This is a genomic window from Exiguobacterium sp. s168 (genome assembly GCF_018619035.1).
In the GTDB taxonomy this organism is placed as follows: domain Bacteria; phylum Bacillota; class Bacilli; order Exiguobacteriales; family Exiguobacteriaceae; genus Exiguobacterium_A; species Exiguobacterium_A acetylicum.
This window is the reverse complement of sequence record NZ_JACSNE010000001.1, coordinates 26,648-52,296: the sequence shown is the minus strand read 5'-3', so window position 1 is coordinate 52,296 and position 25,649 is coordinate 26,648. Positions and strand designations below refer to the sequence as shown.

Annotated in this window: 29 protein-coding genes; 6 read left to right on the top strand and 23 right to left on the bottom strand. The window is 45.8% G+C overall.

Annotation, left to right across the window (positions count from 1 at the left end; genetic code table 11):
- Positions 1-4 precede the first annotated feature (4 nt).
- Both KNQ15_RS00285 and KNQ15_RS00280 read right to left on the bottom strand, forming a co-directional pair.
- Positions 5-262 (bottom strand): YlbG family protein, encoded by a 258-nt coding sequence (locus tag KNQ15_RS00285; RefSeq protein ID WP_023468818.1) that lies wholly within the window; start codon positions 260-262, stop codon positions 5-7.
- 24 nt (positions 263-286) lie between these two features.
- Positions 287-727 (bottom strand): YlbF/YmcA family competence regulator, encoded by a 441-nt coding sequence (locus KNQ15_RS00280; protein ID WP_029342155.1) that lies wholly within the window; start codon positions 725-727, stop codon positions 287-289.
- Positions 728-819: 92 nt separating this feature from the next.
- Here KNQ15_RS00280 and KNQ15_RS00275 point away from each other — a divergent pair, with 92 nt between their 5' ends.
- Together KNQ15_RS00275 and KNQ15_RS00270 are read left to right on the top strand one after the other, a co-directional pair.
- A complete protein-coding gene (locus tag KNQ15_RS00275; RefSeq protein WP_029342156.1) occupies positions 820-1,596 on the top strand; it encodes an ATP-grasp domain-containing protein in 777 nt (258 codons plus the stop codon).
- A 110-nt stretch (positions 1,597-1,706) separates the two neighbouring features.
- The gene (locus tag KNQ15_RS00270; RefSeq protein ID WP_214726949.1) at positions 1,707-2,057 is read left to right on the top strand and encodes a YugN family protein; all 351 of its coding nucleotides are present in this window, start codon (positions 1,707-1,709) and stop codon (positions 2,055-2,057) included.
- 147 nt (positions 2,058-2,204) lie between these two features.
- Here the strand turns inward: KNQ15_RS00270 and KNQ15_RS00265 are convergent, their stop codons facing one another.
- The 9 genes from KNQ15_RS00265 to cyoE all read right to left on the bottom strand — a co-directional run bounded on the left by KNQ15_RS00265 (position 2,205) and on the right by cyoE (position 9,498).
- Positions 2,205-2,462, bottom strand: coding sequence for a hypothetical protein (locus KNQ15_RS00265; RefSeq protein WP_214726942.1), 258 nt, complete (start codon positions 2,460-2,462; stop codon positions 2,205-2,207).
- Positions 2,463-2,468: 6 nt separating this feature from the next.
- Positions 2,469-3,074 (bottom strand): SCO family protein, encoded by a 606-nt coding sequence (locus KNQ15_RS00260; protein ID WP_029342158.1) that lies wholly within the window; start codon positions 3,072-3,074, stop codon positions 2,469-2,471.
- A gap of 12 nt (positions 3,075-3,086) precedes the next feature.
- A complete protein-coding gene (locus KNQ15_RS00255) occupies positions 3,087-3,548 on the bottom strand; it encodes a DUF420 domain-containing protein (RefSeq protein ID WP_023468824.1) in 462 nt (153 codons plus the stop codon).
- Positions 3,549-3,566: 18 nt separating this feature from the next.
- Positions 3,567-4,472, bottom strand: coding sequence for a cytochrome c oxidase assembly factor CtaG (ctaG, locus tag KNQ15_RS00250; protein WP_023468825.1), 906 nt, complete (start codon positions 4,470-4,472; stop codon positions 3,567-3,569).
- A gap of 131 nt (positions 4,473-4,603) precedes the next feature.
- Positions 4,604-4,933 (bottom strand): cytochrome C oxidase subunit IV family protein, encoded by a 330-nt coding sequence (locus KNQ15_RS00245; RefSeq protein ID WP_029342160.1) that lies wholly within the window; start codon positions 4,931-4,933, stop codon positions 4,604-4,606.
- Position 4,934: 1 nt separating this feature from the next.
- Complete coding sequence (locus KNQ15_RS00240; protein ID WP_029342161.1) at positions 4,935-5,564, bottom strand: cytochrome (ubi)quinol oxidase subunit III; 630 nt, start codon at positions 5,562-5,564, stop codon at positions 4,935-4,937.
- Position 5,565: 1 nt separating this feature from the next.
- Positions 5,566-7,434 carry a cytochrome c oxidase subunit I gene (gene ctaD / locus KNQ15_RS00235; RefSeq protein WP_029342162.1) on the bottom strand — a complete coding sequence of 623 codons (1,869 nt, stop codon included), beginning with the start codon at positions 7,432-7,434 and terminating at the stop codon, positions 5,566-5,568.
- 35 nt (positions 7,435-7,469) lie between these two features.
- Positions 7,470-8,501 carry a cytochrome c oxidase subunit II gene (gene coxB / locus KNQ15_RS00230; RefSeq protein ID WP_081834728.1) on the bottom strand — a complete coding sequence of 344 codons (1,032 nt, stop codon included), beginning with the start codon at positions 8,499-8,501 and terminating at the stop codon, positions 7,470-7,472.
- A 64-nt stretch (positions 8,502-8,565) separates the two neighbouring features.
- A complete protein-coding gene (gene cyoE / locus KNQ15_RS00225) occupies positions 8,566-9,498 on the bottom strand; it encodes a heme o synthase (RefSeq protein ID WP_023468830.1) in 933 nt (310 codons plus the stop codon).
- Between the two features lie 325 nt (positions 9,499-9,823).
- On the opposite strand from cyoE, the gene KNQ15_RS00220 reads away from it, so the two are divergent.
- The gene (locus tag KNQ15_RS00220; protein WP_029342165.1) at positions 9,824-10,717 is read left to right on the top strand and encodes a COX15/CtaA family protein; all 894 of its coding nucleotides are present in this window, start codon (positions 9,824-9,826) and stop codon (positions 10,715-10,717) included.
- A gap of 46 nt (positions 10,718-10,763) precedes the next feature.
- On the opposite strand, the gene KNQ15_RS00215 is transcribed toward KNQ15_RS00220, so the two are convergent.
- From KNQ15_RS00215 to KNQ15_RS00200, 4 genes are all read right to left on the bottom strand, one after another.
- Positions 10,764-12,119, bottom strand: coding sequence for a cryptochrome/photolyase family protein (locus tag KNQ15_RS00215; protein ID WP_214726940.1), 1,356 nt, complete (start codon positions 12,117-12,119; stop codon positions 10,764-10,766).
- Between the two features lie 76 nt (positions 12,120-12,195).
- Entirely contained in the window at positions 12,196-15,630 is a 3,435-nt protein-coding gene (locus KNQ15_RS00210) for a pyruvate carboxylase (protein ID WP_214726938.1), read from the bottom strand.
- Positions 15,623-16,894, bottom strand: coding sequence for an FtsW/RodA/SpoVE family cell cycle protein (locus tag KNQ15_RS00205; RefSeq protein WP_214726936.1), 1,272 nt, complete (start codon positions 16,892-16,894; stop codon positions 15,623-15,625). Before KNQ15_RS00205 ends, KNQ15_RS00210 begins: the two co-directional genes overlap by 8 nt.
- A 70-nt stretch (positions 16,895-16,964) precedes the next feature.
- A complete protein-coding gene (locus tag KNQ15_RS00200; RefSeq protein ID WP_023468835.1) occupies positions 16,965-17,243 on the bottom strand; it encodes an Fpa/YlaN family protein in 279 nt (92 codons plus the stop codon).
- A 123-nt stretch (positions 17,244-17,366) separates the two neighbouring features.
- Here KNQ15_RS00200 and KNQ15_RS00195 point away from each other — a divergent pair, with 123 nt between their 5' ends.
- Positions 17,367-17,828 (top strand): hypothetical protein, encoded by a 462-nt coding sequence (locus tag KNQ15_RS00195; protein WP_214726934.1) that lies wholly within the window; start codon positions 17,367-17,369, stop codon positions 17,826-17,828.
- A 39-nt stretch (positions 17,829-17,867) separates the two neighbouring features.
- Here the strand turns inward: KNQ15_RS00195 and KNQ15_RS00190 are convergent, their stop codons facing one another.
- Positions 17,868-19,184: a PhoH family protein gene (locus KNQ15_RS00190; protein ID WP_214726932.1), complete on the bottom strand. Its 1,317-nt coding sequence runs from the start codon at positions 19,182-19,184 to the stop codon at positions 17,868-17,870.
- 40 nt (positions 19,185-19,224) lie between these two features.
- Complete coding sequence (locus tag KNQ15_RS00185; protein ID WP_029342170.1) at positions 19,225-19,677, bottom strand: PNPOx family protein; 453 nt, start codon at positions 19,675-19,677, stop codon at positions 19,225-19,227.
- Between the two features lie 117 nt (positions 19,678-19,794).
- Between KNQ15_RS00185 and KNQ15_RS00180 the strand changes: the two genes are divergently transcribed.
- A complete protein-coding gene (locus KNQ15_RS00180; protein ID WP_029342171.1) occupies positions 19,795-19,998 on the top strand; it encodes a YlaI family protein in 204 nt (67 codons plus the stop codon).
- 43 nt (positions 19,999-20,041) lie between these two features.
- Here the strand turns inward: KNQ15_RS00180 and KNQ15_RS00175 are convergent, their stop codons facing one another.
- The 3 genes from KNQ15_RS00175 to typA form a co-directional block, all read right to left on the bottom strand.
- Complete coding sequence (locus KNQ15_RS00175) at positions 20,042-21,136, bottom strand: PQQ-dependent sugar dehydrogenase (protein WP_214726930.1); 1,095 nt, start codon at positions 21,134-21,136, stop codon at positions 20,042-20,044.
- A 122-nt stretch (positions 21,137-21,258) separates the two neighbouring features.
- Positions 21,259-21,612 (bottom strand): YlaH-like family protein, encoded by a 354-nt coding sequence (locus KNQ15_RS00170; protein WP_023468841.1) that lies wholly within the window; start codon positions 21,610-21,612, stop codon positions 21,259-21,261.
- 26 nt (positions 21,613-21,638) lie between these two features.
- Positions 21,639-23,486 carry a translational GTPase TypA gene (gene typA / locus KNQ15_RS00165; protein ID WP_023468842.1) on the bottom strand — a complete coding sequence of 616 codons (1,848 nt, stop codon included), beginning with the start codon at positions 23,484-23,486 and terminating at the stop codon, positions 21,639-21,641.
- Positions 23,487-23,670: 184 nt separating this feature from the next.
- On the opposite strand from typA, the gene KNQ15_RS00160 reads away from it, so the two are divergent.
- Positions 23,671-23,841 carry a DUF5325 family protein gene (locus KNQ15_RS00160; RefSeq protein ID WP_023468843.1) on the top strand — a complete coding sequence of 57 codons (171 nt, stop codon included), beginning with the start codon at positions 23,671-23,673 and terminating at the stop codon, positions 23,839-23,841.
- Between the two features lie 41 nt (positions 23,842-23,882).
- Here KNQ15_RS00160 and KNQ15_RS00155 read toward each other — a convergent pair whose 3' ends face one another.
- The 3 genes from KNQ15_RS00155 to KNQ15_RS00145 all read right to left on the bottom strand — a co-directional run bounded on the left by KNQ15_RS00155 (position 23,883) and on the right by KNQ15_RS00145 (position 25,536).
- Positions 23,883-24,668 carry an inositol monophosphatase family protein gene (locus KNQ15_RS00155; protein WP_029342173.1) on the bottom strand — a complete coding sequence of 262 codons (786 nt, stop codon included), beginning with the start codon at positions 24,666-24,668 and terminating at the stop codon, positions 23,883-23,885.
- Positions 24,669-24,792: 124 nt separating this feature from the next.
- On the bottom strand, positions 24,793-24,981 hold the full coding sequence (locus KNQ15_RS00150; RefSeq protein WP_023468845.1) for a hypothetical protein: 189 nt from the start codon (positions 24,979-24,981) through the stop codon (positions 24,793-24,795).
- Positions 24,982-25,263: 282 nt separating this feature from the next.
- A complete protein-coding gene (locus KNQ15_RS00145) occupies positions 25,264-25,536 on the bottom strand; it encodes a UPF0223 family protein (RefSeq protein WP_029342174.1) in 273 nt (90 codons plus the stop codon).
- Positions 25,537-25,649 lie beyond the last annotated feature (113 nt).

Sequence of the window (25,649 nt, the reverse complement as noted above, 5' to 3'; positions counted from 1 at the left end):
TGGATTATGCTTCTTCTGGCATTTTACCTTTTTTGTTCGCGAACGTCTCCGTGATGAACGGTCGTTCTGAACGTTTGATCGATTCGACGAACGGGAGAGTCGAAATGACTTCCATCACCTGTTCATGTTGATCTAAATCGACATATAGATGAACGTATCGTTCACGTTTAGACGTAAAGTAGACGTTCCCGTAACGGCGTAATTGACGGGATGCTTTCATCGCATTGACATAGACGATGAGTCCCACTCGTTCCTTGATCACGCCAGCCTACCCCCTTCATCTTCGTTATCCGCTACAGCTACAGCTGCCACCGGTCGAACAACCTCCAGCGCATCCTTGATCGAAGAAAGGATTTCCCGTCGGTACTTTGATTTGCGGTGATACTTCCCCAGCGAGCTTCAGACTGATTTGTCCGAGTAACGTCTCGAGTTGTTTTTCCGCCTTTTTAAACTGCGCGACTTCTTCTTGTAAATCAAGTCGCCGTTTGACTTCATGGACCTTTTTCGTGATCGTCTGATAGTCAGGATGGTACCGTCCGAATCGCTGTACGAGTTCGTAGTCCTCCTTGACTTGATGAAAATCGCGAATGACAGCCTGTGCCTCTACTGACTCTTGCTGTGCTTGTTTCGCACATCTATATGCTTGCCCCGTTTCACTTTGAGCGAGAGATCGAATGAGGTCTTCCGCTGCGTTGATGAGGTCAATCGTCTTATCGGTATATATCACAACGAATCTCCTCCTTAACTTTACCATCTTATCATAACATTTCTCTCCCTCCTAGCCTGTTGAATTGTGTATAATTTGTTCAGAAGGAAGGAATGAACTTTATGCAACTGCTCTCTTTTAATATGTTCCGGACGATTGGAATCAAGACGGAACATGCCAAGTCAGATTATCACTTTGATTCCTTAAAAAAAATCGAACAGGCGGATGTCGTCCTGTTCCCGGAATACTGGCAAATCCACTCGATCATCTACGGAATGAAAAAACCGATTTTCCCGTCGGCTGCTACGTTCCACTTAGGTCATGACAAGATTGAGATGACACGGATTTTTCAAACCGTCATTCCGGATAACATCCCTCGGACCGGCATCTACGGAAAAAATGAATTCACTGTCGAACGTGTCTTACGAGAATTTTCGTTTCCGTTCGTTGCTAAGACAGTCCGTAGCTCAATGGGACAAGGTGTCCATCTCATCAAAAATGAAATGGACTGGAAGAAATACACGGATACACACGAGACGTTCTACATTCAGGAGTACATTCCGAATGAGAAAGACTTACGTGTCGTCGTCGTCGGCGATCAAGTCCTTGCTGCGTACTGGCGCGTCGGTGGTGCTCAGTTCTTAAATAACGTCGCTCAAGGTGGTGTCCTTGATTTTGATGATGTGCCACAAGGAGCAATCGACTTCGTGCTCGCTCTCGCGAAACAGCTCGATATCGATCACGCTGGTTTTGATCTTATCATCCGTGACGGACAGTGGTACGTTCTTGAGTTCAATGTTTTCTTCGGTGGAGAAGGACTCAATCATCTTGGTATCCACGCACCGGATACGATTCTTGAATATGTCGAACGAAAATATGGAAGTTCATGAATTCTTCAAAATGACTTCACATCTTTTACGTCATCGTTTCATTCATTATGGTATGATAGTTTGGAAAGACTAGTATCTACTAGCAAACTGGGGTATAGGGGGATTCAAACATGAAGTTTGAACAATATGGTATCGAAGGCAAGGAACTGAAGTTCGGTCTTCTCGAAACAATCATGGAACATCACCGCTTCGTTCGTGAAGGACAGTGGGATTATGAACGCGCGATGTACGACATGAAGTACGAAAAACAATCAACAGGTGAAGTATTCTACCTGCGTGTTCCTGTCTATGCGATCCAAGGCGAGATTGAAGACCGCCATGCTGTCGTTCGTATGATGACACCACTTCTCGGTAAACATTACTATCCACACGGTGTCGAGTATGATGAGATGTTCCCTCCAGAAATCGTCAAAGACTGCGAACGTCGTTTAGCAGCATTGCTCGAAACACTCGAAAAATAAGATTCACACGTAGAGGTTCCAATTAGGAGCCTCTATTTTTTTGTTTTTCATTCTAAACAAAAAAAGCTAACGACCTCGCATCATCTACGAAGTCATTAGCTGTTCTGCCCATCTGATTGTTATTCCTTAAAGTACACGAAACAGCTATTAACGCGCGACGAATTGTACATAAGATACGACATCGTCTCCGAGCTGAATCCCAAGTTGCTCGCGTACATGAAGATAAAGTGCGTGAAGCGACGTTGCCGGTGCACTGACCTTTACGCTAAATGCAATCTCTTCCCGGTCCATCCGTTTGATCCGGGAGTGATGGATTCCATAATCTTCGATCGCACAAGCAAGTAATTCCTCGATGGCTTGAATAGAGACGGTAATATCTCCTTGCATGTACTCTTCATACGTCATCTACCTTCACTCCTTTGCTAATTGTGTGACCGAAGACATGACCTCTTCTAAGTCGACCGGTTCATCCGGTGTCTTCGCCATAGACGAAATCGCCCGTACTTTGTTCTCACGGTCCAAAATGAACATTTGTGTCCCGTGTGTCACTAAGCCACTCTCGGCCTTTGAGTAATAGAAGTTCAACTGACGAGTCAGACGATCGATGACGACTGGATCTCCCGTCAATACTTTCCAGCCCTTAGCATCTGCTTCAAAGTTCGAAGCATACTTCTTCAAGACTGTTGGTGTATCGACTTTTGGATCAACTGTCACTGCGACGAGTTCGACGTCACTTCCATACAATTCTTCACTCCGAAGCTTCTTCTCAAGCTTACGGTAATCATTTAATGTCAACGGACAGATATCAGGACAGTTCGAGTAGAAGAACGTCAATACTTTGACTTTTCCATCTTCCGAATTGAATGATTTTCCGTCTACAGCATTCGTTAATTCAAATGGCGTCGGTTCAGCGATGACAGGTAACTTTTCTTTCATGAAGAAATAATAATACCCCCCGGCTGCCGCAACTAAGATAAGGACGACGGCAGCGACCGTCAAGTAACTATTCTTTTTCAAGTTGGCTCCCCCTTAATGACTCCAGATCGCCCGGAATACGTTCGTCGTCTCACCTGGATCGTAGACGACATATAATAAGCAATACACGATCACACCGGTAATGGCTGTCAAAAACCAAACGATTGAGGCAACCGGTCCGATTTTACGGTGACGTGCAAAGTTCTTCTTATACGCGTGATAGAGTGCCATCAAACCGAGCACCCCACCAGATGTCGCAAGAAGGATGTGGAAGATCAAGAATCCTGTGTAATAGGCTTTGACGGATTCTGGACCGCCAAAGGCTGTGTTACCAAGCAGAATCGTCCGCAAGGCATACATGATGAAGAATAATAAAGCGAGTGCAGCTGCAATCGTCATCACGGTTTGGTGAGCTTTCATGTTACGACGCGTTTGGGCGATCAAAAACCAGCCAATCGCTACGAAAATCGCACTGATGACAATCAGCGACACACAAATCAACGGCAAATAACTCATGTTCCAACTTCCTCCAATTTAATCCGCTTTTGGTGTGAAGGACATGCCTTCATCCACGGCAGTACTTTTTGAACGGCGCACCCATGTAAAGAAGGTTAATCCGAAAAATAAACCATACACGAGTTCTTGACCGAGCTTCATGAGGACACCACCAAAGCGTTGGTCCTCCAATAAGTCATCTGTCGTTCCGAGCAATCGTTCCAGGTTCAAGCCGCTCAAATCATTGTTCGGCATACAGTAAGCGAGTACTTTCGCGAACGTCGCCGGATCCTGATACGCTTGATACTGAAAACTTTGACTGAAGATCATGAAGGCACAGGCTGGTGTCAACAACACACCATTCGCTACGATGTACACCATCTTCTTTAGGTCAGAAAGGCTGTCCGCCTCATTGACCGGTGCAATGATCGGATACCACATCGTCATACTCAAGAAAATCAATGTTCCGTGGAACAGACGGTGAACGGTATAGTTCGTTAAGACATAATCAAAAATAAATGGCATGTGATAGAACGTAAACAAGGCATTAAAGACGACAAGTGCAATCAGCGGCTTGATGAAGAAGCGAAGAATCCTCCCAAGATACGGTGTATCAAACAAGCGCTTATAAAGCCACTCTGGTATCGCAATCAACAAGAGCGGCGGTGCGACCATATAGACGAATACCATCTGCAGCATGTGTGCTGAGAACGTGATGTGTGCTAGCAGGTCTAACGGACTTCCAAAACCGATGTAAAAAACGATCAATGCCGCGAGCATCGAAAACTTTTGCCCAAGCGTTGTTTCCGGCTCATCCGGACGACGCAACTTTTCTGTCACGACAGCATATAGGATATACAATCCAACGAGTATCAACGCATAATAAGGACTCCATAAGACAGTCCATTCGAATTGCGAAAGTGCTCCCCTTAAATTGCCTAACATATTTTTTCACCCCGTTCCTTTCTCTTACAAACTAAGATTACCGTTCCCCTATTTCATTGTAAAGGTTTCTCATAAAACGATTCCAAAATAAAAGACCATCCTGCTAAACGTTAGCAGAATGGTCACATTTCTTACCAGATCAACAGACGAAGTGTCGCAACGATCGTCAAGGCGACGAAAATGCCAAGACCCATCATGACTTTGATCCATGTGTTGCCTTTGTTGTTCATATGCATGAACATGTAAAGCTGAAGATAAACCTGAACGATTGCCATGATGATCAAGAAACCACCGGCTGCCCAGTGCGGCATGAGATCAGCCATGACAGCACCGAAAGCGATGAGCGTCAAGAAAATCATGAGTGCGAAACTGATAAGTTGCAGTTGTGTCTCACGACCACGTTCTGCTTTCATCTCAAGCTCGATTTGATTGCGCGTAAGTTGCGGTTCGTGTTTTTCCATCTTATTTCACCATCCCCATGAGGTAGACGACTGAGAAGATAAAGACCCAGACGACGTCAATGAAGTGCCAGTAAAGACTTGAAACATAGTACTTCGGCGCATTCACGACCGTGATGCCACGGTTCCAGTTCCGGATGAGCAATGTCGAGATCCAAAGAAGACCGAACAAGACGTGCGCACCGTGGAAACCGACGAGTGTATAGAAGGCAGAACCAAATGCACTCGACGTGAACGTATGACCGATGTGGTAGTAGTGATTGAACTCATAAATCTCACCCGCTAAGAATGCTAGTCCAAGAACAAGTGTGATAATCAACCACATTTTCATCTTCTTGACATCATTACGTTTCATCGCCATCATCGCAAGAACACTTGTTAATGAACTTGTGAGAAGAAGCATCGTCATGATGAAGACGAGACCCATTTCAAAGATATCATAACTGCGTAATCCTTCTTTTGCACCGGAGTTATGAAGTCCGATGTATGTTCCGAAGAGAGAGGCGAACAAAGTCGTCTCTCCTCCAAGGAAGAACCAGAAGGCTACATATTTATTCTTACCCTCAAGTGTTGCTTTTTCAACATGATCCGGAATACCCGTGATCGGGTTATTCGGTACTGAATGATGACCCATCTTACTTCGCCTCCTTTTCTGCTTCAAGGCGTAGATCTTCTTCGACGACTGATTTCGGGATGTAGTATCCTTCATCGTCAATCCAAGAACGGAAGAACATCGCGATCAATGTCATCGCAAGACCAATCAAGGCAACGACGAGACCAACAGTTCCATAGTCTAGGCGAAGAATGAATCCGAGACCTGCAAGGAATAGACCGACTGACATGACGAATGGCAAGATCGTGTTATTCGGCATATGGATATCGCCGACTTCTTCCGATACAGAAACTGTTTTGTTCCCTGCCATTTTTTCGAGCCAATACGTATCCAAACCTTTGACGAGTGGAATTTGAGCGAAGTTATACTCTGGAGTAGGAACTGGAAGTGTCCACTCAAGTGTACGTCCATCTCCCCAAACGTCGCGTTTTACATATTCTTTTGACATCAATGCTGCTGCAATCGAGATGACGAGAACGATTGTCGATACACCCATGAATGCTGCACCGATTGATGAAAGTAAGTTCATTGTTTCCCAGCCTTGGTTTGGCAAGTACGTGAAGACACGACGTGGCATACCTGTAAGACCGAGGATGTGTTGTGGGAAGAACGTCAAGTGGAAGCCGATGAAGAACAACCAGAATTGAATTTTTCCCCAGAACTCGTTGAGCTGTTTCCCGAACATAAGTGGGAACCAGTAGTACAGACCTGCGAAGAGACCGAAGACTACCCCACCAACGATAACGTAGTGGAAGTGAGCGACTACGAAGTAACTGTCATGGTACTGATAATCGGCAGGTGCTACTGAAAGCATGACCCCTGTCATACCACCAACAAGGAATGATGGAATGAACGCGACCGAATAAAGCATCGCGACTGGGAACGTCAACTTACCGCCCCACAGCGTAAAGAGCCAGTTGAAGATCTTGACCCCTGTCGGTACAGCAATCGCCATTGTTGCTACGGCGAAGATCGCGTTTGCAACCGGACCGAGACCAACTGTGAACATGTGGTGGACCCATACCATGAATCCGAGGAAACCGATCAACATTGTCGCAAAGACCATCGTCGTGTAACCGAAGAGACGCTTACGAGCAAATGTAGGAATGATTTCAGAGAAAATACCGAATGCCGGTAAGATCAAGATATAAACTTCTGGGTGACCGAAGATCCAGAAGAGGTGTTCCCAGATGACAATATTCCCGCCCGCTGCCGGGTCAAAGAAGTGCGCTCCGAAGAGTCGCTCGAACGTCAAGAGGAACAATCCAACCGTAAGTGGTGGGAATGCGAAAACGATCAAGGCAGAAGCAACGAATGCTGTCCATGTGAAGAGCGGCATCCGCATCAGTTTCATACCTGGTGCACGCATGTTCAAAATCGTAACGAGGAAGTTAATCCCCCCCATAAGTGTACCGAAACCAGAAATCTGAAGACCTAAAGCGTAGAAATCTACACCAAGAGATTCAGGAACTGTAGAAAGTGGTGCGTACGCTGTCCATCCTGCGTTCGGTGCAGCGCCGAAGAACCAAGAGAGGTTCAGTAAGACTCCACCGAAGAAGAACAACCAAAATCCAAGTGCGTTCAAGAATGGGAACGCAACGTCACGTGCCCCGATTTGAAGCGGTACTGCAGCGTTCATGTATCCGATCAACATCGGCATCGCTGCCAAGAAGATCATCGTCGTACCGTGCATCGTGATCAATTGGTTAAAGAGTTCACCGCTGACGAAATCGTTCATCGGTTTAATCAATTGAAAACGAATCATTAGGGCTTCTACGCCACCGACCAGAAGGAAGAACAATCCAGACATGATGTAGAGAATCCCGATTTTCTTATGGTCGACTGTCGTTAGCCAGTCCATGATGCCGCTTTTTTTCTGCGGCATACCCATAGTATGTGTCCCCACTATGATTCCCCCTTAAAAAATTATTGGAGCTTTTTGTCCAATAGATAATCTGCCAATTCGCTCAATTCTTCATCGCTGATCTGATCTTCAGAGAATCCAGGCATTTTCGTACCTTGTTTCTCTTTTTGAGGATCGCGAATCCATTTTTCGAGGTTCTCTTTATCATGATCGAGGTAACCCGCGATACGTTGACGGTCACCGAAGTTCGTCAAGCTAGGTGCGACTTTTCCGCCACCATGACAGCTGAGACAGTTCTGAGCATAGACTTTCTCGCCAGTCGTCCAGTTCTTTTCATTCTTTTTGTCGAGCTGTTTCGTTTCTGCTTCTTTTGCAGATTTCATGTCTTTCAACCACTGATCGTAGTCATCCTGTTCCATCGCAACGACTTTAAAGTCCATCAATGCGTGGGAAGGACCACACAACTCAGCACATTTACCGTAGTACGTGCCTGCTTCTTTTGCTTGTAACCACATTTCGTTTTCAAGACCTGGGTTCGTATCTGTTTTACCAGAAAGAGCTGGTACCCAGAATGAGTGAATGACGTCTTTAGACGTCAAGTTAACAGCAACACGTTTACCGACTGGGATGACAAGTTCTTGTCCTGTCGAAACACCTTTGTCTGGGTATTCGAACTCCCACCAGTAGAGATTTGCTGTAACGTTGATTTGTTCGTTTTTCTTCGCTTCTTTTGCATCTGCGAGTTCAACCGTTGTTTTGATCGTCGGAATTGCAAGAACGATCAAGAGAAGAATCGGAATGACTGTCCAGATGATTTCAAGCGTATGGTTCCCTTCGACTTGCTTCGGAACCGTGTTATCACCTGATTTACGACGGAATTTCATAAGTACGTAAATATAAATGACGGCTACGATCGCAAGGACGAACAACATGACCCACAAGCTAAGCTTGATGATCTCAAGTTGCATCTCAGCGCCTTCTCCGCGAGGCTGTAGCGCAGACAATTCCGGAATTCCACAACCTGATAACATGAGTGCCATCAAGCCGATTGGAAGAAGCCGGAAGAGCATTTTTACTGATTTTTTCACAACCATCCCCACTTTCTTTGTCCCCAATTTTGTCTTTCGTAATGGTGTACGTGAATTATGTCAAATCGTTTTAGAGAGAAACGAGTACGACCGTCACGATCCAAGCCGTGAAATAAAAGAGTGAGAAGAAGAACATCTTCGACGCCCATTTGATTTCGGCTTGTTCATCTTGGATCTTCAGACCTTTCAGTCCCATATAGAGCCAATATCCACCGAGCAATGCCATGACGATCATGTAGATGATGCCATAGTGTGCTAAGAGGAGTGATGATGGAATGAGTACTGCAATCCACCATACAATTTGTCGTTTCGTGATCGCGAATCCGTTTACGACAGGTAACATCGGGATACCTGCTGCCCGATACTCCTCTGTCCGTCGCATCGCGAGTGCAAGGAAATGTGGTGGTTGCCACACGAACATGATAAGGAATAAAATCCACGCATCAATGTGAAGCGTCGGAGTGACTGCCGCAAATCCAATGATTGGTGGCACAGCTCCTGATATACCACCTACGACTGTATTGATCGTATGCGTCCGCTTTAACCACATCGTATAAATCACGACGTAAACGAATGATCCGATCAATCCGAACACTGCCGCCACATGGTTGACGATCAACAACAATACCGTACCGGTCGCAAGAATACCGAGTCCTAGTGCGAGTATCCGTTGTCCATCCATCTTCCCAGTAACGCTTGGTCTTCCCATCGTCCGTTCCATCTTGTAATCGATGTCCCGGTCAATGTAGTTATTGAGGTAGCAACTTCCGGCAATGACCAATCCACTCCCGAGAAGCGTCCACAGTAACATCCACTTGGTTTGCCATAAATACAACAGGACATCATCCGTTATGTACGATGCCGCTACGACATACCCTGCGAAGACCGTAATCAGATTGGCACGGACAATCCCCATTTTTGCTAGGGTAATATAGTCCTTGAATGTGGGCTGATCTGCTTGCTCAATCGCCATATCCAGTGCCTCTCCAGTAACTTTCGCCATGCTGTTCCCTCCTTTTCACCGTCTGCTTCCGTTTAGCACCTAAGCTTCACGTAATTTCTTCACAGAAATAACACAGACATGCCACGAAACGCCCTTTTCTCTATAAAAGATACCACATATTCAGGACCGTGACGTATGAAAATACTTTCGACATAATGAACAAAATGTGAAATCTATGTGATTTTCATCACAGTTCACCATATTTACCTAATACTAGAATAGCGTTGTTCTAAAAGATTGCAACCCTTTCAGTACTTTTTGTGCGATACTAGTCCTATGGAAATCCATGTATTTCGTATTTTTTTAGAAAGGTGGTGTCCAAATCTTGAATCGAAAGCTTTCGATGTTTTCAGCCTTCGTCACGTTTACGATGATGATCGTCTTGCTGATGGGTGGGACAGTCACAAAAACGGATTCTGGCGATGGTTGTGGAACGGATTGGCCACTCTGTCATGGGGAACTCATTCCGACGAACCCAAGTGTTGAAACGATGATTGAATATAGCCACCGTGCTGTAACTGGAGTCGTTGGACTCTTAATCATCGCCTTATGTCTCTGGACGCTCGTTGCCTTCAAGGATCGACTCGATACGAAGATCTTCGCGTTTCTCGCCTTCATCTTCATGTTGATTCAATCAATCGTCGGCGCTGGTGCTGTCGTTTGGCAACAATCGGACCTCGTCATGGCGTTACATTTCGGTATCTCCTTGATTTCCTTTGCTTCGCTGTTGATTTTGACGTTGTTGATCATGGAGCGTCCGGGTCAGGAATTCAGGGAATCGGTCCCAGCATTCTTGCGGAAACTCTTATACGCTCTACTCATCTATACGCTAATCGTCGTATATACCGGTGCTTACGTACGCCACGTCGGCGCTACATATGCTTGCGTTGGTTGGCCTGTCTGTTCTCAACCGTCAATGACGTTCGAAGCGTGGGTGCAGATGATTCACCGGATCATGGCAGGACTATTGTTCCTGTTCACCTTATTCGTCCATGTCGTTGCGATTCGCTTAAAACACCGGACGACAACGATTGGTATGGCGTTCGCGACGTTCTTCATCTCGTGCCAAGTCGCCACTGGGGCTTGGATCGTTCTTGGTGGACATGCAACGTATGTCCCGTTACTCCATGCTTTCTTGATCACATGTTACTTCGGTGTCTTATCTTACTTGACGTACCATGCATTCCGAACGCGCAAGGCAAACAGTCGTCTTCAATAAGATCGTAAAAAAGGATGTTCCTCGCTTGAGGGACATCCTTTTTTCATTATTTGAATCGAGCAATCGCACGCTTTCGTGCTTCGTCGTGTGCGACGATTGGTTCTGGATAGCCATAATCCTTGCGTTGCTCAGCAGTCGGTTCATGAATATACTGCTTTGATAAATCCTTGATTTCCGTAACATACTTTCGAATGAACTCGCCATCCTTATCGAACTTCTTCGATTGAGTCGTCGGATTGAAGACGCGGAAGTACGGAACGGCATCCGTTCCGACTGATGCTGCCCATTGCCAACCCCCGATGTTTGATGCCGCTTCATAATCAACGAGTTTCTGTTGGAAATACTGTTCGCCTTTCTCCCAATCGACTAACAGGTCTTTTGTCAGGAAAGAAGCGACGATCATCCGTAGACGATTATGCATCCACCCCGTTTGATTCAATTGTCGCATCGCCGCATCAACGATCGGATAGCCCGTCTTGCCCTCACACCACGCTTTGAATCCCTCTTCATCTTTCTCCCATTCGATTTCCCGATATTGCGTATTGACGGCTTGTCGTTTTGATTCCGGGAAATGCATTAAAATCATGTAATAGAATTCACGCCAGATGAGTTCCGTGATGAAGGTCTGTTTTCCTTTTGATTCTTTTGCCTCCTGAACAGCCGCATAGACGGTCCGAATACCGATTTCTCCAGTCCGTAAATAGCGGGAGAGTAAGCTTGTACCGTCAACAGCAGGAAGATCACGGTTCTCTTCGTAACCTTCAAGCGATTGTTCGATGAATTTCTTCAAGCGTTGTTTCGCCTGCTTTTCACCAGGATGGAAGACGGCTTCCGACTCTGCCTTTTTAAAATATGCGTCGATGAAACTATTATCGTGCTGACGCTTTTGATAATGATCCCGTAGCGTTTGCCACTTGACTTCATATGGTGCAGGAATGTCTTTTTTCATGAATGCATTCTTATATGGCGTGAATACTTTATAGAACTTTCCATCTTGCTTTTTAATGTCATGCGGGTGAAGAAGATGTCGGTCTAGTAGTCGCTCCGTCTGACGATCTTTACGCTTTTTAATGATTTTTTCATCTCGCGTCTTAAATGGTTCGACATATTCCGCATTAAATAACAAGATGTCCGCATCATCGGTTGCATCTAAGAACGCCTGTTCATCGCCTTCGATGAAACGGATTGGCATCTCTTTCTCTTTGCAGGCATCAGAAAATGTTTCGAGCGCTTGGAAGAAATATTGTTGCCGTGCTTCATATTCTCCGATGTAATCCGGATTGAGCCAAAAGACGAATTCGACCGTCGCCTTCGGATTTTCTTTTAGTAATTCAACAGCACGTGCCAACATGTGATTATCTTGTAATCGAAAATCACTTCGTACCCAACAAATAATGTTCAATCGTATCCTCTCCCACTACGTATTGAATGAAAAACAGGCAGCCCGCCGAGCGTGCGCCTGTTTTTCGTTGAGACCCTTATACGAATTCAATCAGTAAGTCTTGACTCGCGATTGCTTCGCCTTCCTTGACGTGGACGGCTTTGATTTCACCGTCTTCCGGTGCTTGGATCGTCGTTTCCATCTTCATCGCTTCCGTGACGAGGAGTTGCTCTCCTTTACGGACACGTGTACCCGTCTCGACGAGTACCTTCAGCACGCTACCCGGCATGGATGCACCGATTTGTTTCGCGTTGCTTCGATCTGCTTTCGGACGACTTGATGAACTTTCCTTGATACTGATGTCTTTGACTTCGACTTCACGAGGCACACCGTTCATCTCGTAATAGATCGTCCGCATACCATGGTCGTCTGGCTGACCGATTTGAATCAACTTGAGGTAGAGTGTCTTGCCTCGTTCGATTTCAACCTCGATCGTCTCACCTAAACGCATTCCATGGAAGAATGTATTCGTATCAAGAACAGAAATGTCACCATATCGCGCGACGTACGAACTGTAATCCATGAAGACTTTTGGATAGAGCGCGTAAGCGAGTGCATCAAACTCCGTGACTGGACGTTCAAGTTTTTCGAACAACTCATGTTTGATCGCATCGAAGTTGAGTGGTTCCATCATCTTACCTGGGCGTTCTGTCAGCGGAGCAGCTCCCTTGAGAATAGCCTGTTGAACGTCTTGCGGGAAACCATCTGGTGGTGTTCCGAGCTCCCCTTTCATCAGTTCGACGACTGAATCCGGGAAATCAAGTCCACTTGCGCGGTGCAAGACATCTTCTTCTGTCAGATGATGTTGAACCATGAAGAGTGCCATGTCTCCGACGACTTTCGACGATGGTGTGACCTTGACGATATCGCCAAACAGCATATTGACACGCGCATACATCTCTTTGACTTCAGACCAACGATCCGCAAGTCCAACTGCTTTTGCTTGTTGCTGTAAGTTCGAGTATTGTCCACCTGGCATCTCGTGATCATAGACCGTTGGATTCGGTGCGATCATATCAAGTTCGAATGCTTGGTACAGATGACGCACATCCTGCCAATAATCCGAGACCTGTTCAAACTTCTGTGCTGAGACGAGCGGTTGACGTGGATGACCACTTAAGGCATGAATCAAGCTTCCACCCGCTGGCTGACTCGTCAGTCCTGACATGCTTGATGCTGCAACGTCGACGACGTCGACACCTGCATCAATCGCACGCGCATACGTATAAATCCCGTTCCCGCTCGCATCGTGTGTGTGGAGATGGATCGGTAACGATACCGCATCTTTAAGTGCTGATACGAGCGCATAGGCTGCTTCCGGTTTCAAGAGACCCGCCATATCCTTGATCGCAATGATATGAGCGCCGCTTTCTTCCAGTTGTTTCGCCAGATTGACGTAATACGGCAGGTGGTATTTTGGTCGATTCGCATCGAATAAATCCCCTGTATAACAGACAGCTGCTTCCGCGATTTTACCTGTCGGCAAGACCGCATCGATTGCGAGTTGAATCGACTCCGGGTTGTTCAAGCTATCGAAGATTCGGAAGACGTCGACTCCTGCCTGCGCCGCTTCCTTGACGAACGTGTGAATAACGTTGTCCGGATAGTTTTTGTAACCAACGCCGTTCGCACCACGAAGCAACATTTGAATGAGGACGTTCGGCATCTTTTCACGCAATTTCATCAGACGAACCCATGGATCCTCCGATAAGAATCGGTAGGCGACATCAAACGTTGCGCCTCCCCATGCTTCGACAGAGAACAATTCAGGTAGCAGTTTCGCTTCCGCCTCTGCAATCGCGACGAGATCCTTCGTCCGCATCCGCGTCGCAAGGAGCGACTGATGGGCGTCACGGAATGTCGTATCTGTCAACAAAACGTTTTCCTGAGCTGCCAACCATTTTGCGACGGCTTCTGGACCTTCCGCGTCGAGGATCGCTTTGGCACCTGGTGTATAGTCTATCGGGAGATTTTTTGGAATCCGGACGTCACGCGCAAGCGGCTTGTCCAATTTTCCGATTCCCGGGAATCCATTGACGGAAACCTCTCCGATGTACGTCAATAGTTTCGTTCCCCGGTCTTGGCGTTTCGGGAAGATGAATAATTCTTGTGTATCATCAATGAACGATGTGTTGTAATCCCCGCTGACGAACGCATGGTGTTTCAAGACGTTGCTTAAGAATGGAATATTCGTCTTGATCCCACGGATTCGGAATTCACTTAAGTTTCGACGCATCTTCGCGACAGCTTGATCGTACGTCAAACCGTGCGTCGAGATTTTAACGAGCAGCGAGTCATAATATGGTGAAATTTCTGCTCCGACATAAGCGTTCCCGCCATCAAGACGTACACCAAAACCACCTGGTGAACGATAGGCTTTAATTTTCCCTGTATCTGGCAAGAAGCCATTCTCTGGGTCTTCTGACGTAATTCGGCTTTGGATCGCAAACCCAAGCATCTTAATGTCTTCTTGTTGCGGAATACCAACGAGGTCGCTATGTAACGATTCGCCTTCAGCAACACGAATTTGTGTCTGGACGATATCAACGCCTGTGATCATCTCCGTAATCGTGTGCTCGACTTGGACACGTGGATTGACCTCGATGAAATAAAACGATTCATCTTGTGTCACGAGAAATTCGACCGTACCCGCATTTTCGTATCCGACATGTTTCATCAACGTGACGGCTGCGTCACAAATCTTTTGTCGCCCTTCGTCTGATAGCGTGACACATGGTGCCACTTCGACGACTTTTTGATGACGACGCTGTACGGAACAATCACGTTCAAACAAATGAATGATGTTCCCATGGGCATCACCGATGATTTGAACTTCAATATGTTTTGGTCGTTCGATTAATTTTTCGACGTAAATCTCATCCGAACCGAACGCTTTCAAGGCTTCAGATTTCGCACGTTCAATCATGTCTGGAAGCTCTTCTTCTGTCCGGACGACACGCATACCGCGTCCACCACCGCCAAGCGATGCCTTGACCATGAGTGGATAGCCTGCTTCTTTTGCGAACGCATACGCTTCATCAATGGATGAGATCGGACCATCCGTTCCTGGAATGACAGGAAGACCAGCTTCAATCGCCGTCGTCCGTGCCCGTACTTTATCCCCGAATTTATACAGGTGCTCTTCTTGCGGTCCGATGAAGATGATGCCTTCTTCACGGCAACGTTTGGCTAGCTCAATATTCTCAGAGAGGAATCCATAACCAGGATGGATCGCATCACATTCGGCTTTTTTCGCTGTTGCAATGATATCTTCAATGTCGAGATAGGCTTCGATCGGTTTTTTTCCTTCTCCGATCCGGTACGCTTCATCGGCTTTATAGCGATGAAGAGAACCCATGTCCTCTCGCGAATAAATGGCAACGGTACGAATACCGAGTTCTGTCGCTGCACGGAAAACGCGAATTGCGATTTCCCCGCGGTTTGCTACGAGAATCTTCTGGATTTTAGTCAACTGATGCTCCCCCTTTAGTTAATGAGCTCGTGGCACTCATTGAACGTGCAGTCTGCACTTCTTTATGATACGCCATCCGATATTTGTTTTGCATGGAAATGTTCGCCATCACACCAAGCATCGTACTCATGACAAGTAACGATGATCCACCGTAACTGATGAATGGCAAGGTAACGCCTGTACCTGGAAACAGACCAGACATCGCCGCGATATTGATACACGTCTGGATGAAGATGATACCCGAAATACCGAGCGCGAGCATACTCGAGTACAGTGAGACACACCGATTAGCGATGATTGCCCCTTGAATCATCAAGAAGAACAATAGACCAAGCACGACGAGAACACCCACGAATCCAAGCTCCTCTGAGATGATCGACATGATGTAGTCGGTTTCAGGCTCTGGCAGATAACCATACTTTTGAAAACTATTTCCAAGACCTACTCCGAATAATCCCCCGTGGGCAATTGATATGACGGAGTTGATAAGCTGATATCCCTTACCTTCTGCATCAAGGAAGGGATTCAAACTTGCTTGAATCCGTTGCATCTGATTATCCGAAAAATTATTCCATGCGTACAAGAAGATGATTGGTACGGTGACGACACATAACATGATGTAACCACTCGGTAATCCAACTGCGAATAAAATCATCGCTGTGATGAGTAACAGAATGAACAATCCACCGTCATCCGGTTGCATGCGAATGATGATCGCGTAAGGTGCAAGTAATACAACCATCGGAATCAAGATCCAGTCCGAGAAACTAAGTAAAATTCGTCTTCCTGGAGACGTCGCTGGAATTTGACGATGGATAAAGTGATGGACGATCCCAATCACGCCATCCATTTTCCCTTTGTGCTTTTGATCAAAATAACTCGCAAGTCCGACGACGAGCACAAATTTACAAAGCTCGATTGGTTGAATCAAGAAGATACCGAAGTTCAACCATGCGCGAGCCCCGTTTAGTGGTGCCGAAAACAGCGTCGCCATCAACATCAACCATGTAATCGCGTACAAGAGTAAACGAATCACTGGTCCACGGAACACCTCATGGTTTATTTGCGAAACGAAAAGGAACAATACGATAGCCATCGCATCAAACATCAACTGCTTCTCAAAGAAGGACGTATTCGCATAATCTCCACCGTTCCACACGCTCGCACTATAAACCATGACCGTACTGATCGCCATGAGGATGAGCATCGTAAAGAAGAGACCATAGTCAAAAAATGCTCGTTTTTCTTTAAACTTCGCTAACATATGTACACGTCCTTTTTTCATTTTCTAAAAAAAAATACCCAAACGCCGCATTTCACGTTTGAGTAGAAAATCAGCACGTCTCCGCATCATGTAAATCAGATAATTGCTGTTCAAGTGATTCGAGTAATTGTTTCCCCTCACCCGCATCAATCAGTTCAAGACGTACCGCAAAATCAATCTGACGGGATAATCCGAACATTTGTGTATCCAATACTTCCTCGTAAAGAGGACATTGTGGCATCGTTAAATTCGCAAGCTGGACCTCGATCAACCGGCGGATTTTTTGTGCATCCGCTTCTAGTAGCTCAAGAGCGCGCTGGCGATGAACTGTCTCGATTTCAGTTGACAATCCAATCCCTCCTCATCAAATGACGCGTTCCTGTTATAGCTAAACTTTACCTTACTTTCGCCAACAATTCAACGTTTCGGTATAATGGATTTGTTGGACTTACACATTTAGGGGGTAGAACAAATGATTTTTCCGATTAACGGTAAAGTACGGCATCAGTTAACGATTGATCCGACAGTCTGGATCTTTGATGAACGAAAGGTGGCAATCGAGAAAATCGGGCAACCAGCCGACACAAGTGAACAAGAAGCTTACTACGCGAAAATGGGGGCTGCGTGGGATAAAGGTATCATGGAAGGCAGTCGTACGGATCACAATCGTCCGATGACACGTGCTGAAAAAGAAGCCGCGCTTCAAGGGTCATTCGCGATGGCGCTTGCGCCGTTCATCCGGAATGCTGAACTCTTACCGGATGCGATCGCTATTCGTTTTGAAGGCGAAGAAACGGTTGAACTTCCACTTGAGCAACTCGACGAAGTGTATTTGCAGTTCTCACAAGACGGCAAAGTACTAGCAAATGGACCCGTTCATTTGTTGCACGGACAACGGATCGTCAAATCCGTTCATACGGTTACCGTCATATAAGGAAAACGTGGTGCGCCTGATTAGACGCACCACGTTTTTTCATAGTAAATCGGCTGCGAGGCGCGCCAAGTTCGAGCGCTCCCCTTTGACGAGTTTGACGTGTCCCGTCATCTTCTCATTTTTGAGTCGTTCTACAGCGTAGGATAAACCATTGGAATACTCATCTAGATACGGATGATCAATCTGTTGCGGATCCCCGACTAACACGATTTTCGAGTTTTCACCGACACGTGTCAAAATCGTCTTCACTTCATGTTTCGTCAAATTCTGCGCTTCATCGATGATGATGAATTGCCCCGGCATACTACGTCCCCGGATATACGTTAATGCTTCCAGTTGAATCGTCTTCATTCCAGCGAGAATGTTACCAAGTTCGTCTCCTGATCCCGTATTGAAAAGGTGTTCGAGGTTATCGTAGATGGGTTGCATCCACGGACGAAGCTTCTCTTCCATTTCACCCGGCAAGTAGCCGATATCGTTTCCCATCGGTACGACAGGACGAGCAACGACCAATTTTTTATATTTATGCTCATCTTCTACTTGCAAGAGACCCGCGGCGAGTGCGAGTAACGTTTTCCCGGTACCTGCCTTACCAACGAGTGTTACAAGTGGTACATCGTCACGTAATAACAATTCAAATGCCATTCGTTGTTGGACGTTTCGTGGAATGACGCCCCAGACTTGATCGACATCGATCGAAAGTGCCCGGATAATCGGCAGGTTCTGATCAACGACGGCGATGGCTGAGGCTTTCGACATATTACTTTTTAAGATGACGAACTCATTCGGTTGCACTTTTTCTGGCAAGATATCAACCGAAAGCCGTTTATCTTGATAAAAGGCATCAATATATTCCTGATCGACGGTTACTTCGATGAATCCTGTATAAAGACCGGTCAGATCAGCGATATGATCCGTCATATAATCTTCAGCGACTAATCCATACGCATCCGCTTTGACGCGGACTAAGATATCTTTTGAGACGAGAATGACATCTCGTGGTGTCGCTTCAGTTTGTTGTTCACGGTGAATCGACCACGCCAGTTCAATAATCTTATTATCGTTTGATTCATGCGTAAACGGCGAACCTTCATGAATAGAGTCTCCAATATCGACGCGAAGAATACCGCCGTTTCCGAGTGGCACTCCCGCATGAAGCTGCCCCGTTTCTCGTAATTGGTCTAAGATGCGAGCTGTTTCTCGTGCATTACGTCCAACTTCATCCATGTTGCGTTTTTTTCCATCTAGTTCTTCTAGTACGATCGCTGGTATGACGACGTCGTGCTCCTGGAATTGGAAAAGAGAAAGTGGATCGTGAAGCATGACATTAGTATCAAGTACGTATATTTTTTTCATTCCATCGTTCGCCCCTTTAGAGTCGAGTTTGTGATGAATGTTACGCTTTTAGGATGCGATGAACGAGTTGATCTAACCGTTCGGCTGCCTGTTCATCGTATGTTTTTTCGATAGTCGGTCGTTGTGTGACAGCTGCTCCGTAAAACAAGATGTCACGCACCTCCTCAACGCGTCCCTCATAAAAAGCGAGTGGCAACGGAAGGTCTTCTTGCGGCGTAATCGCCTTGACGTCCGTACACGTTAAGCTGTACGTCGACTGATCAGCAAAAAAGATCAACGTGAAGACCGGATGCTCTCGTAATGTTTTAACGAGATGAGAATCTGCTTCGATTGCAAAACGAACCGTTTGCGAATCCGTCGCATGTACCCAACTGATTGCATGTGTGATGGGCCAATGTTTGGATTGATCATGCGTAATCAAAAAAACGAGTGGTAATTGCGATAATGCTTCTAGTTGACCTGAGTTGAGCTGTTGTTCAACTTTATTTGCCATGACATCACCCCCTCTACGACTTAGTGATGATATTTCGAGATATACTTCTCGTTTCCCTTTTTTACATCTGAATAATCTTCTAATATGATATACTAAGAAAAAAAGGGAGGACCTGACATGCGAGTGAAATGTACGATTTGCGATAAGCGTGAAACGATTGATGATTGGTCCTTCACGGCGAAACGATTACGCAATAAACCTGTTCGTGTCCATATCTGTGATGAGTGTCGATCACGCGTAGAAGAACGGACACTTGAACGCCACGCTTCTGGACAATTCCATTTATACCCGACTTGGGAAACAAAACGAAAACACTGGTAAACAAAAGGTCTGCGGGGAAATTCCCTGACAGACCTTTTATTGTTCATCGATTGATTCGAACGAGTCGATCATCATCTGCCGATGGATTCCCTCTTCCGTCCGTATTATTTGTAATATAGTAAATCGACGTCTCGTCAATCCAGACATCTCGAATCCGACCTTGGTTTTCGACAACCGTCTTGACTTGCTTCGTCTCTAAATCAATCGTTTGTAATCGCTGTCCGACAAGTGTTGCAAAATACAGTGTATTCTCTGCTGTTGCCACTCCACTTGGTGCAACAGATTGTTCTCCTACTTCATACCACGGCGTCACCAGTCCTTCAGCTTGTTCTTTCCCTTCAATCGTCGGCCATCCATAGTTCTTTTGTTCGATTCGGTTGATTTCATCGTGCCCACTTTGTCCATGTTCGCTTGCATACAGTTGATCATCGACGAAAACAAGTCCTTGTGGATTCCGGTGACCGAGACTGTAGACGTATCCTTTTTGATTCCCCTCGAACGGTTTCCCTTCAGATGTGATGCGTAAAATCTTTCCTGCCAACGAATCAATGTCTTGCGCCAGTTCGGGATTCGCTGCGTCTCCTGATGTGACGTAGAGTGCGCCCTCAGGTCCCCACTCCAGCCGTCCCCCGTTATGAATCGTCGCTCCGGGAATATCATCGAGTAAGACACGTTCTTCCGTCCACTGGTCGCCCTCTTCTTTTATCGCGATGACGCGATTCGTCGCTTGTCCTTGTTTGGCGTACGTATGGTAGACGTATGCTGTCTTATTGTCCTTAAAATCAGGATCGAGTACCATCCCAAGCAATCCACCTTCTCCTTCAGCGAGGACATCCTCTTTCAGCTGAAGGCGCATCCGTTCATAATCATCTTGTTCTCCTTTGACAATCGTTCCTTCACGTTCCGTGATGTAAAATACCTCTCCTTCTCGGACGATATTCCACGGAGCGTTTAGCTCTTTAAATACGACGCCTTCTTGCGCTTGAGATGATTGCGTCGCTTCTTGATCACCTGAATCCTGTTGATTGTTTTCTTGTGTCGTCTGATTCGTTTCCTCTGTTGACGATTCTTCTGACGTTTGCGTACAGCCCATCAGAATACCCGTTAACAGTAGGGGTATGACATACCTTATTTTCACTGTTTTCTCCCCCTTTTAGTATCATTGTTCCCGCTCCGCTTTAAATCATGCATCTGAATTGGCTCAAAAAAAAGAACGAACCTCCGAAGAGATTCGTTCTTTTGATTCATGACACGCTTCCGTCAAGAAGCTGTCCGTTCACGTTCACGCTTGACCATCCACATCCGGAAGCGATAAATACCAAGTACGAAGACCATCGCAAGAAGTACTTCAGGAATCGGCCATGTCCAGAAGACAAGCGTCAATGCTGCCGAGAAGACGGCGAGCAAGAGATAGACGATCAGTGATTTCCACCATGCCAGTTCCTTAGCAAATCCTAACTTAAAGACGACAAGCGTCAAAATGACAACGGTAATCATTAAAGGATAAAATCCCGCTTCGATGTTATTCGGATCACTTCCGATACCGAGAAGTTTCGCGATGAACGGAATATCGTATTTCGAGAAATCAGAAGCAACGGCAGCTTGTGCATTCATTGCCAGTCCCCCTATTCGTTCAAGACTCAATCTTTACCTAGACGACGACGTTTTTCTTGCTTTTCACGTTCGTTCTTGTTCAAGACTTGTTTACGGAGACGAACCGATTGTGGTGTGATTTCACAGTACTCATCTTCGTTCAAGAATGTCAACGACTCTTCAAGTGAGAAGACACGTGGACGTTTAAGAACGTTCGTTGAATCTTTTGCAGATGCACGCATGTTCGTTAATTGTTTTGCTTTAACGACGTTGACAGCGAGATCGACATCACGGTTACATTCGCCGATGATCATACCTTCGTATACTTCGATACCAGGCTCGATGAAGATCGTTCCGCGGTCTTCAAGAGCTGAGATCGCGTAAGCAGTTGCTTTACCTGTTTCGATTGAGACCATAACTCCACTGCGACGTCCACCGATATCCGCTTGGATGAACGGACGGTATTCTTCGAATGTGTGGTTCATGATTCCGTATCCGCGTGTAGCAGAAAGGAATTCGTTACGGTAACCGATCAAACCACGTGAAGGAACGATGAATTCCATTTTCGTTTGACCGTTGTCCATTGTTTGCATGTTCGTCAATTCACCTTTACGGAGACCGATCGATTCCATGACAGAACCTGTGTACTCTTCTGGTGTATCGATGACGACGCGTTCGAATGGCTCGACTTTGACGCCTTCTTCTTCTTTGATGATAACTTGCGGTTTTGATACTTGGATTTCGTATCCTTCACGGCGCATGTTTTCGATCAAGATCCCGAGGTGAAGTTCCCCACGACCAGAAACGATCCAGCGGTCCGGTGAGTCCGTGTTTTCGATGCGAAGTGAAACGTCTGTTTCGAGTTCTTTTTCAAGACGCTCTTCGATTTTACGTGAAGTAACGAGATCCCCTTCACGACCAGCGAATGGCGAGTTGTTGACGATGAATGTCATTTGAAGCGTTGGCTCATCGATACGTAATAATGGGAGTGGATCAACGTGTGAAGTCGGGCAAACCGTCTCACCGACGTTGATATCTTCCATACCAGCGATCGCGATCAAATCTCCAGCTTTTGCTGTTTCGATTTCGACACGTTTTAGACCGAAGTAACCGAACAACTTCGTAACACGGAAGTTCTTCGTTGAGCCGTCAAGTTTCGAAAGCGAAACGCTATCGCCAACTTTGATTTCTCCACGGAAGACACGACCGACACCGATCCGTCCGAGGTAGTTATCATAGTCAAGCATCGTCACTTGGAACTGAAGCGGCTCCATTGTGTTATCTACAGGTGCTGGTGTGTGCTCAAGAATCAAATCAAGAACGTTCGTGATTGTATCTTCTTGTTTTTCTAATTCAGGTTCAAATGAACTTGAGCCGTTGACTGCCGATGCATAAACGACTGGGAATTCGAGTTGATCTTCGTCAGCTCCGAGGTCGATCAAGAGATCAACGACTTCGTCGACGACTTCAAGAGGACGGACCATCGGTTTGTCGATTTTGTTGACGACGACGATTGGTTGAAGTCCTTGCTCGAGTGCTTTTTTCAAAACGAAACGTGTTTGTGGCATACAGCCTTCACGTGCATCGACGACGAGGATGACGCCATCAACCATACGCATGATCCGCTCAACTTCTCCACCGAAATCGGCGTGTCCTGGCGTATCAACGATGTTGATGCGTGTGTTCTTGTAGTCAATTGCAGTGTTTTTCGCAAGAATCGTGATTCCACGTTCCCGCTCGATGTCATTTGAGTCCATTGCGCGTTCTTCGACTTGTTCGTTCGTACGGAACGTACCAGACTGTTTTAAAAGCTCATCGACTAATGTTGTTTTACCATGGTCAACGTGAGCGATGATCGCAACGTTGCGTAAATCATTTCGTACTAATGTTGTCATAGGTGTGTACCTCTTTCTATTCATTTAAATAAATCTTATCATACTTTCGGTCAACTTTAAGAGTATAGCACAGGTAGAGTCCTAATTGGCAATGACTAAGATTCGACATCACTCCGAAAGCCTTTTCATTATCCTTCATTCACGCTACACTGTTAACGTACTCACGGGTAGAGGGGGAAAAAACATGCGTCTGCTATTTTTATTACTCGCTATGCTTGCCGTAGGATCCATGGCAGCAATCGGCATCTTCATCGCGGAACAAAACGTTCCGATGACGATTGCTTCTGTCATCTTGATGATTGTTGCGATGGGTGCTGGGTTCGTCTTAAAGGCACGTTTACGAAAACAAGCATGACCGAAAAGGTTCCTTTCGTTTAAAACGAAAGAAACCTTTTTTCAATCTTCTTGTGTTTGTACGAATGTCAAAACATCTTTAACGAACGTCTGGCTCCCTGCTAGCACACTCGTTTGTTCGAGAAATGACATCGATTCACCTGTGATCGTTCCGACACGCCCACCGACCTCTTCAATCAATAACTGACCGGCTGCGTAATCCCAAGGCATATTACGCATCGTGATATACCCATCAACACGTCCTGCAGCTGTCCATGCAAGTTCAAGTGATGCTGCACCGATCGCTCGCACTCCGACGGCATGTCGCACGAGTGGTGCAAGACGATCCGTATTGATCCGACGATTTGGTGTCACCCAGGTCGCATTCATACAGATGATTGCTTCTTTAACACTCCGCTCCTCGATTTGTGGTAATCGTATGCCGTTTTGATAAGCACCATGCCCTTTGATGACATGGAACAACTCGTCAGCCATGACGTCGTAAACGAAACCATAACGTAACTCACCATCTATCATGATCGCGATCGAGATGGCAAACATTCGTTTTTGACGAATGAAGTTCATCGTTCCATCAATCGGATCAACGAACCAGATCGTGCCTTCGAGTGTATCAGGTCGAGCGATTCGTCCCTCTTCCCCATAAATATGATGATTCGGATAGCGATCTAAAATACCTTGAATCAATAAATCCTCGACGGCTTGATCAATCTCCGTCACTAAATCGCTTTTTCCGGTTTTTTGTTCGACGTGATACGAACCATCAATTTTTTCGCGAATGTACTTTCCCGCTCGTTTGATCAAATCTATCGCATCCAACTCAATCTGCATTTGAGTTCACTCCTTCATCGTTGTTTCCAGCTTCTTCTATAGTAACAAAAAAAGAAAACCAGCGAACAGTTCGCTGGTTGAAGAGTTGATATTTTATTATAAGGTAGAGATCGGAACGTTGAAATCAAGCTTCAAGACGTACCATCTCTTGACGATATTTTTCGAGGCGCTCTTTACTTGCGCCAACAGCTTCTGCGTCACTTGCCACCATCGCATCGTGTAATGTAGCAAGCTCATAATCGATTTCGAGACGCAATACAGGAATGCGTTTTTCTGCATCTTTTCTCTTGTATGCTTCTATCACTTGTTTCACAGTAACCACACTCCTTCGCGGGATAAACAGAGGTTTAATTTGTCAGACAATTGCGACTTATTAGTGGATTGAATCTATAATAGTACGATTCAACTTAGATGTAAAGCATCTAATTTTAAAAAATACAGTTTCACATATTTGTAAGGTCAACGTCTTGTATGTATTATATAGCCGCTTCCTTTCCACTTTAAACAAATGTTGATCATTTCCCGCACATTTCCAGTCGGATTAAAAGATAAGACTCCGACGCGTTCGCACAGGAGTCTTATCTTCGTGGTCTAATTATTTCTTCATGCGAACAATTGATTCTTCTTGACGTTTCGCCTGCTGCATCGTCCGATAACTCGAGCAACCTGTCTCTTCCGCATAAAACTGATCCCATTGCTTCTCCTCGGATTTCGAGGTGACGATCTGTTTGAATTCACGATATGCTTCGAGCAACCGCTGTCGTTCAACGCCTGATTCATACGCTTGTTCGACTAAATTAAAGAAGTCGATGACTTTCACGATTTCCTCAGTCGACCAATCGGAATTGAGCGGATAATTCAATGCCATCATTCCCACTTCCTTTCTGCACTTTTCTATTTTACACGGAAAAGAAGCATAAAACAGTTGCAACCGTCCGAAAACTTGTTATAGTTAGCTTGTTTGATTGTATTTTTATTCGG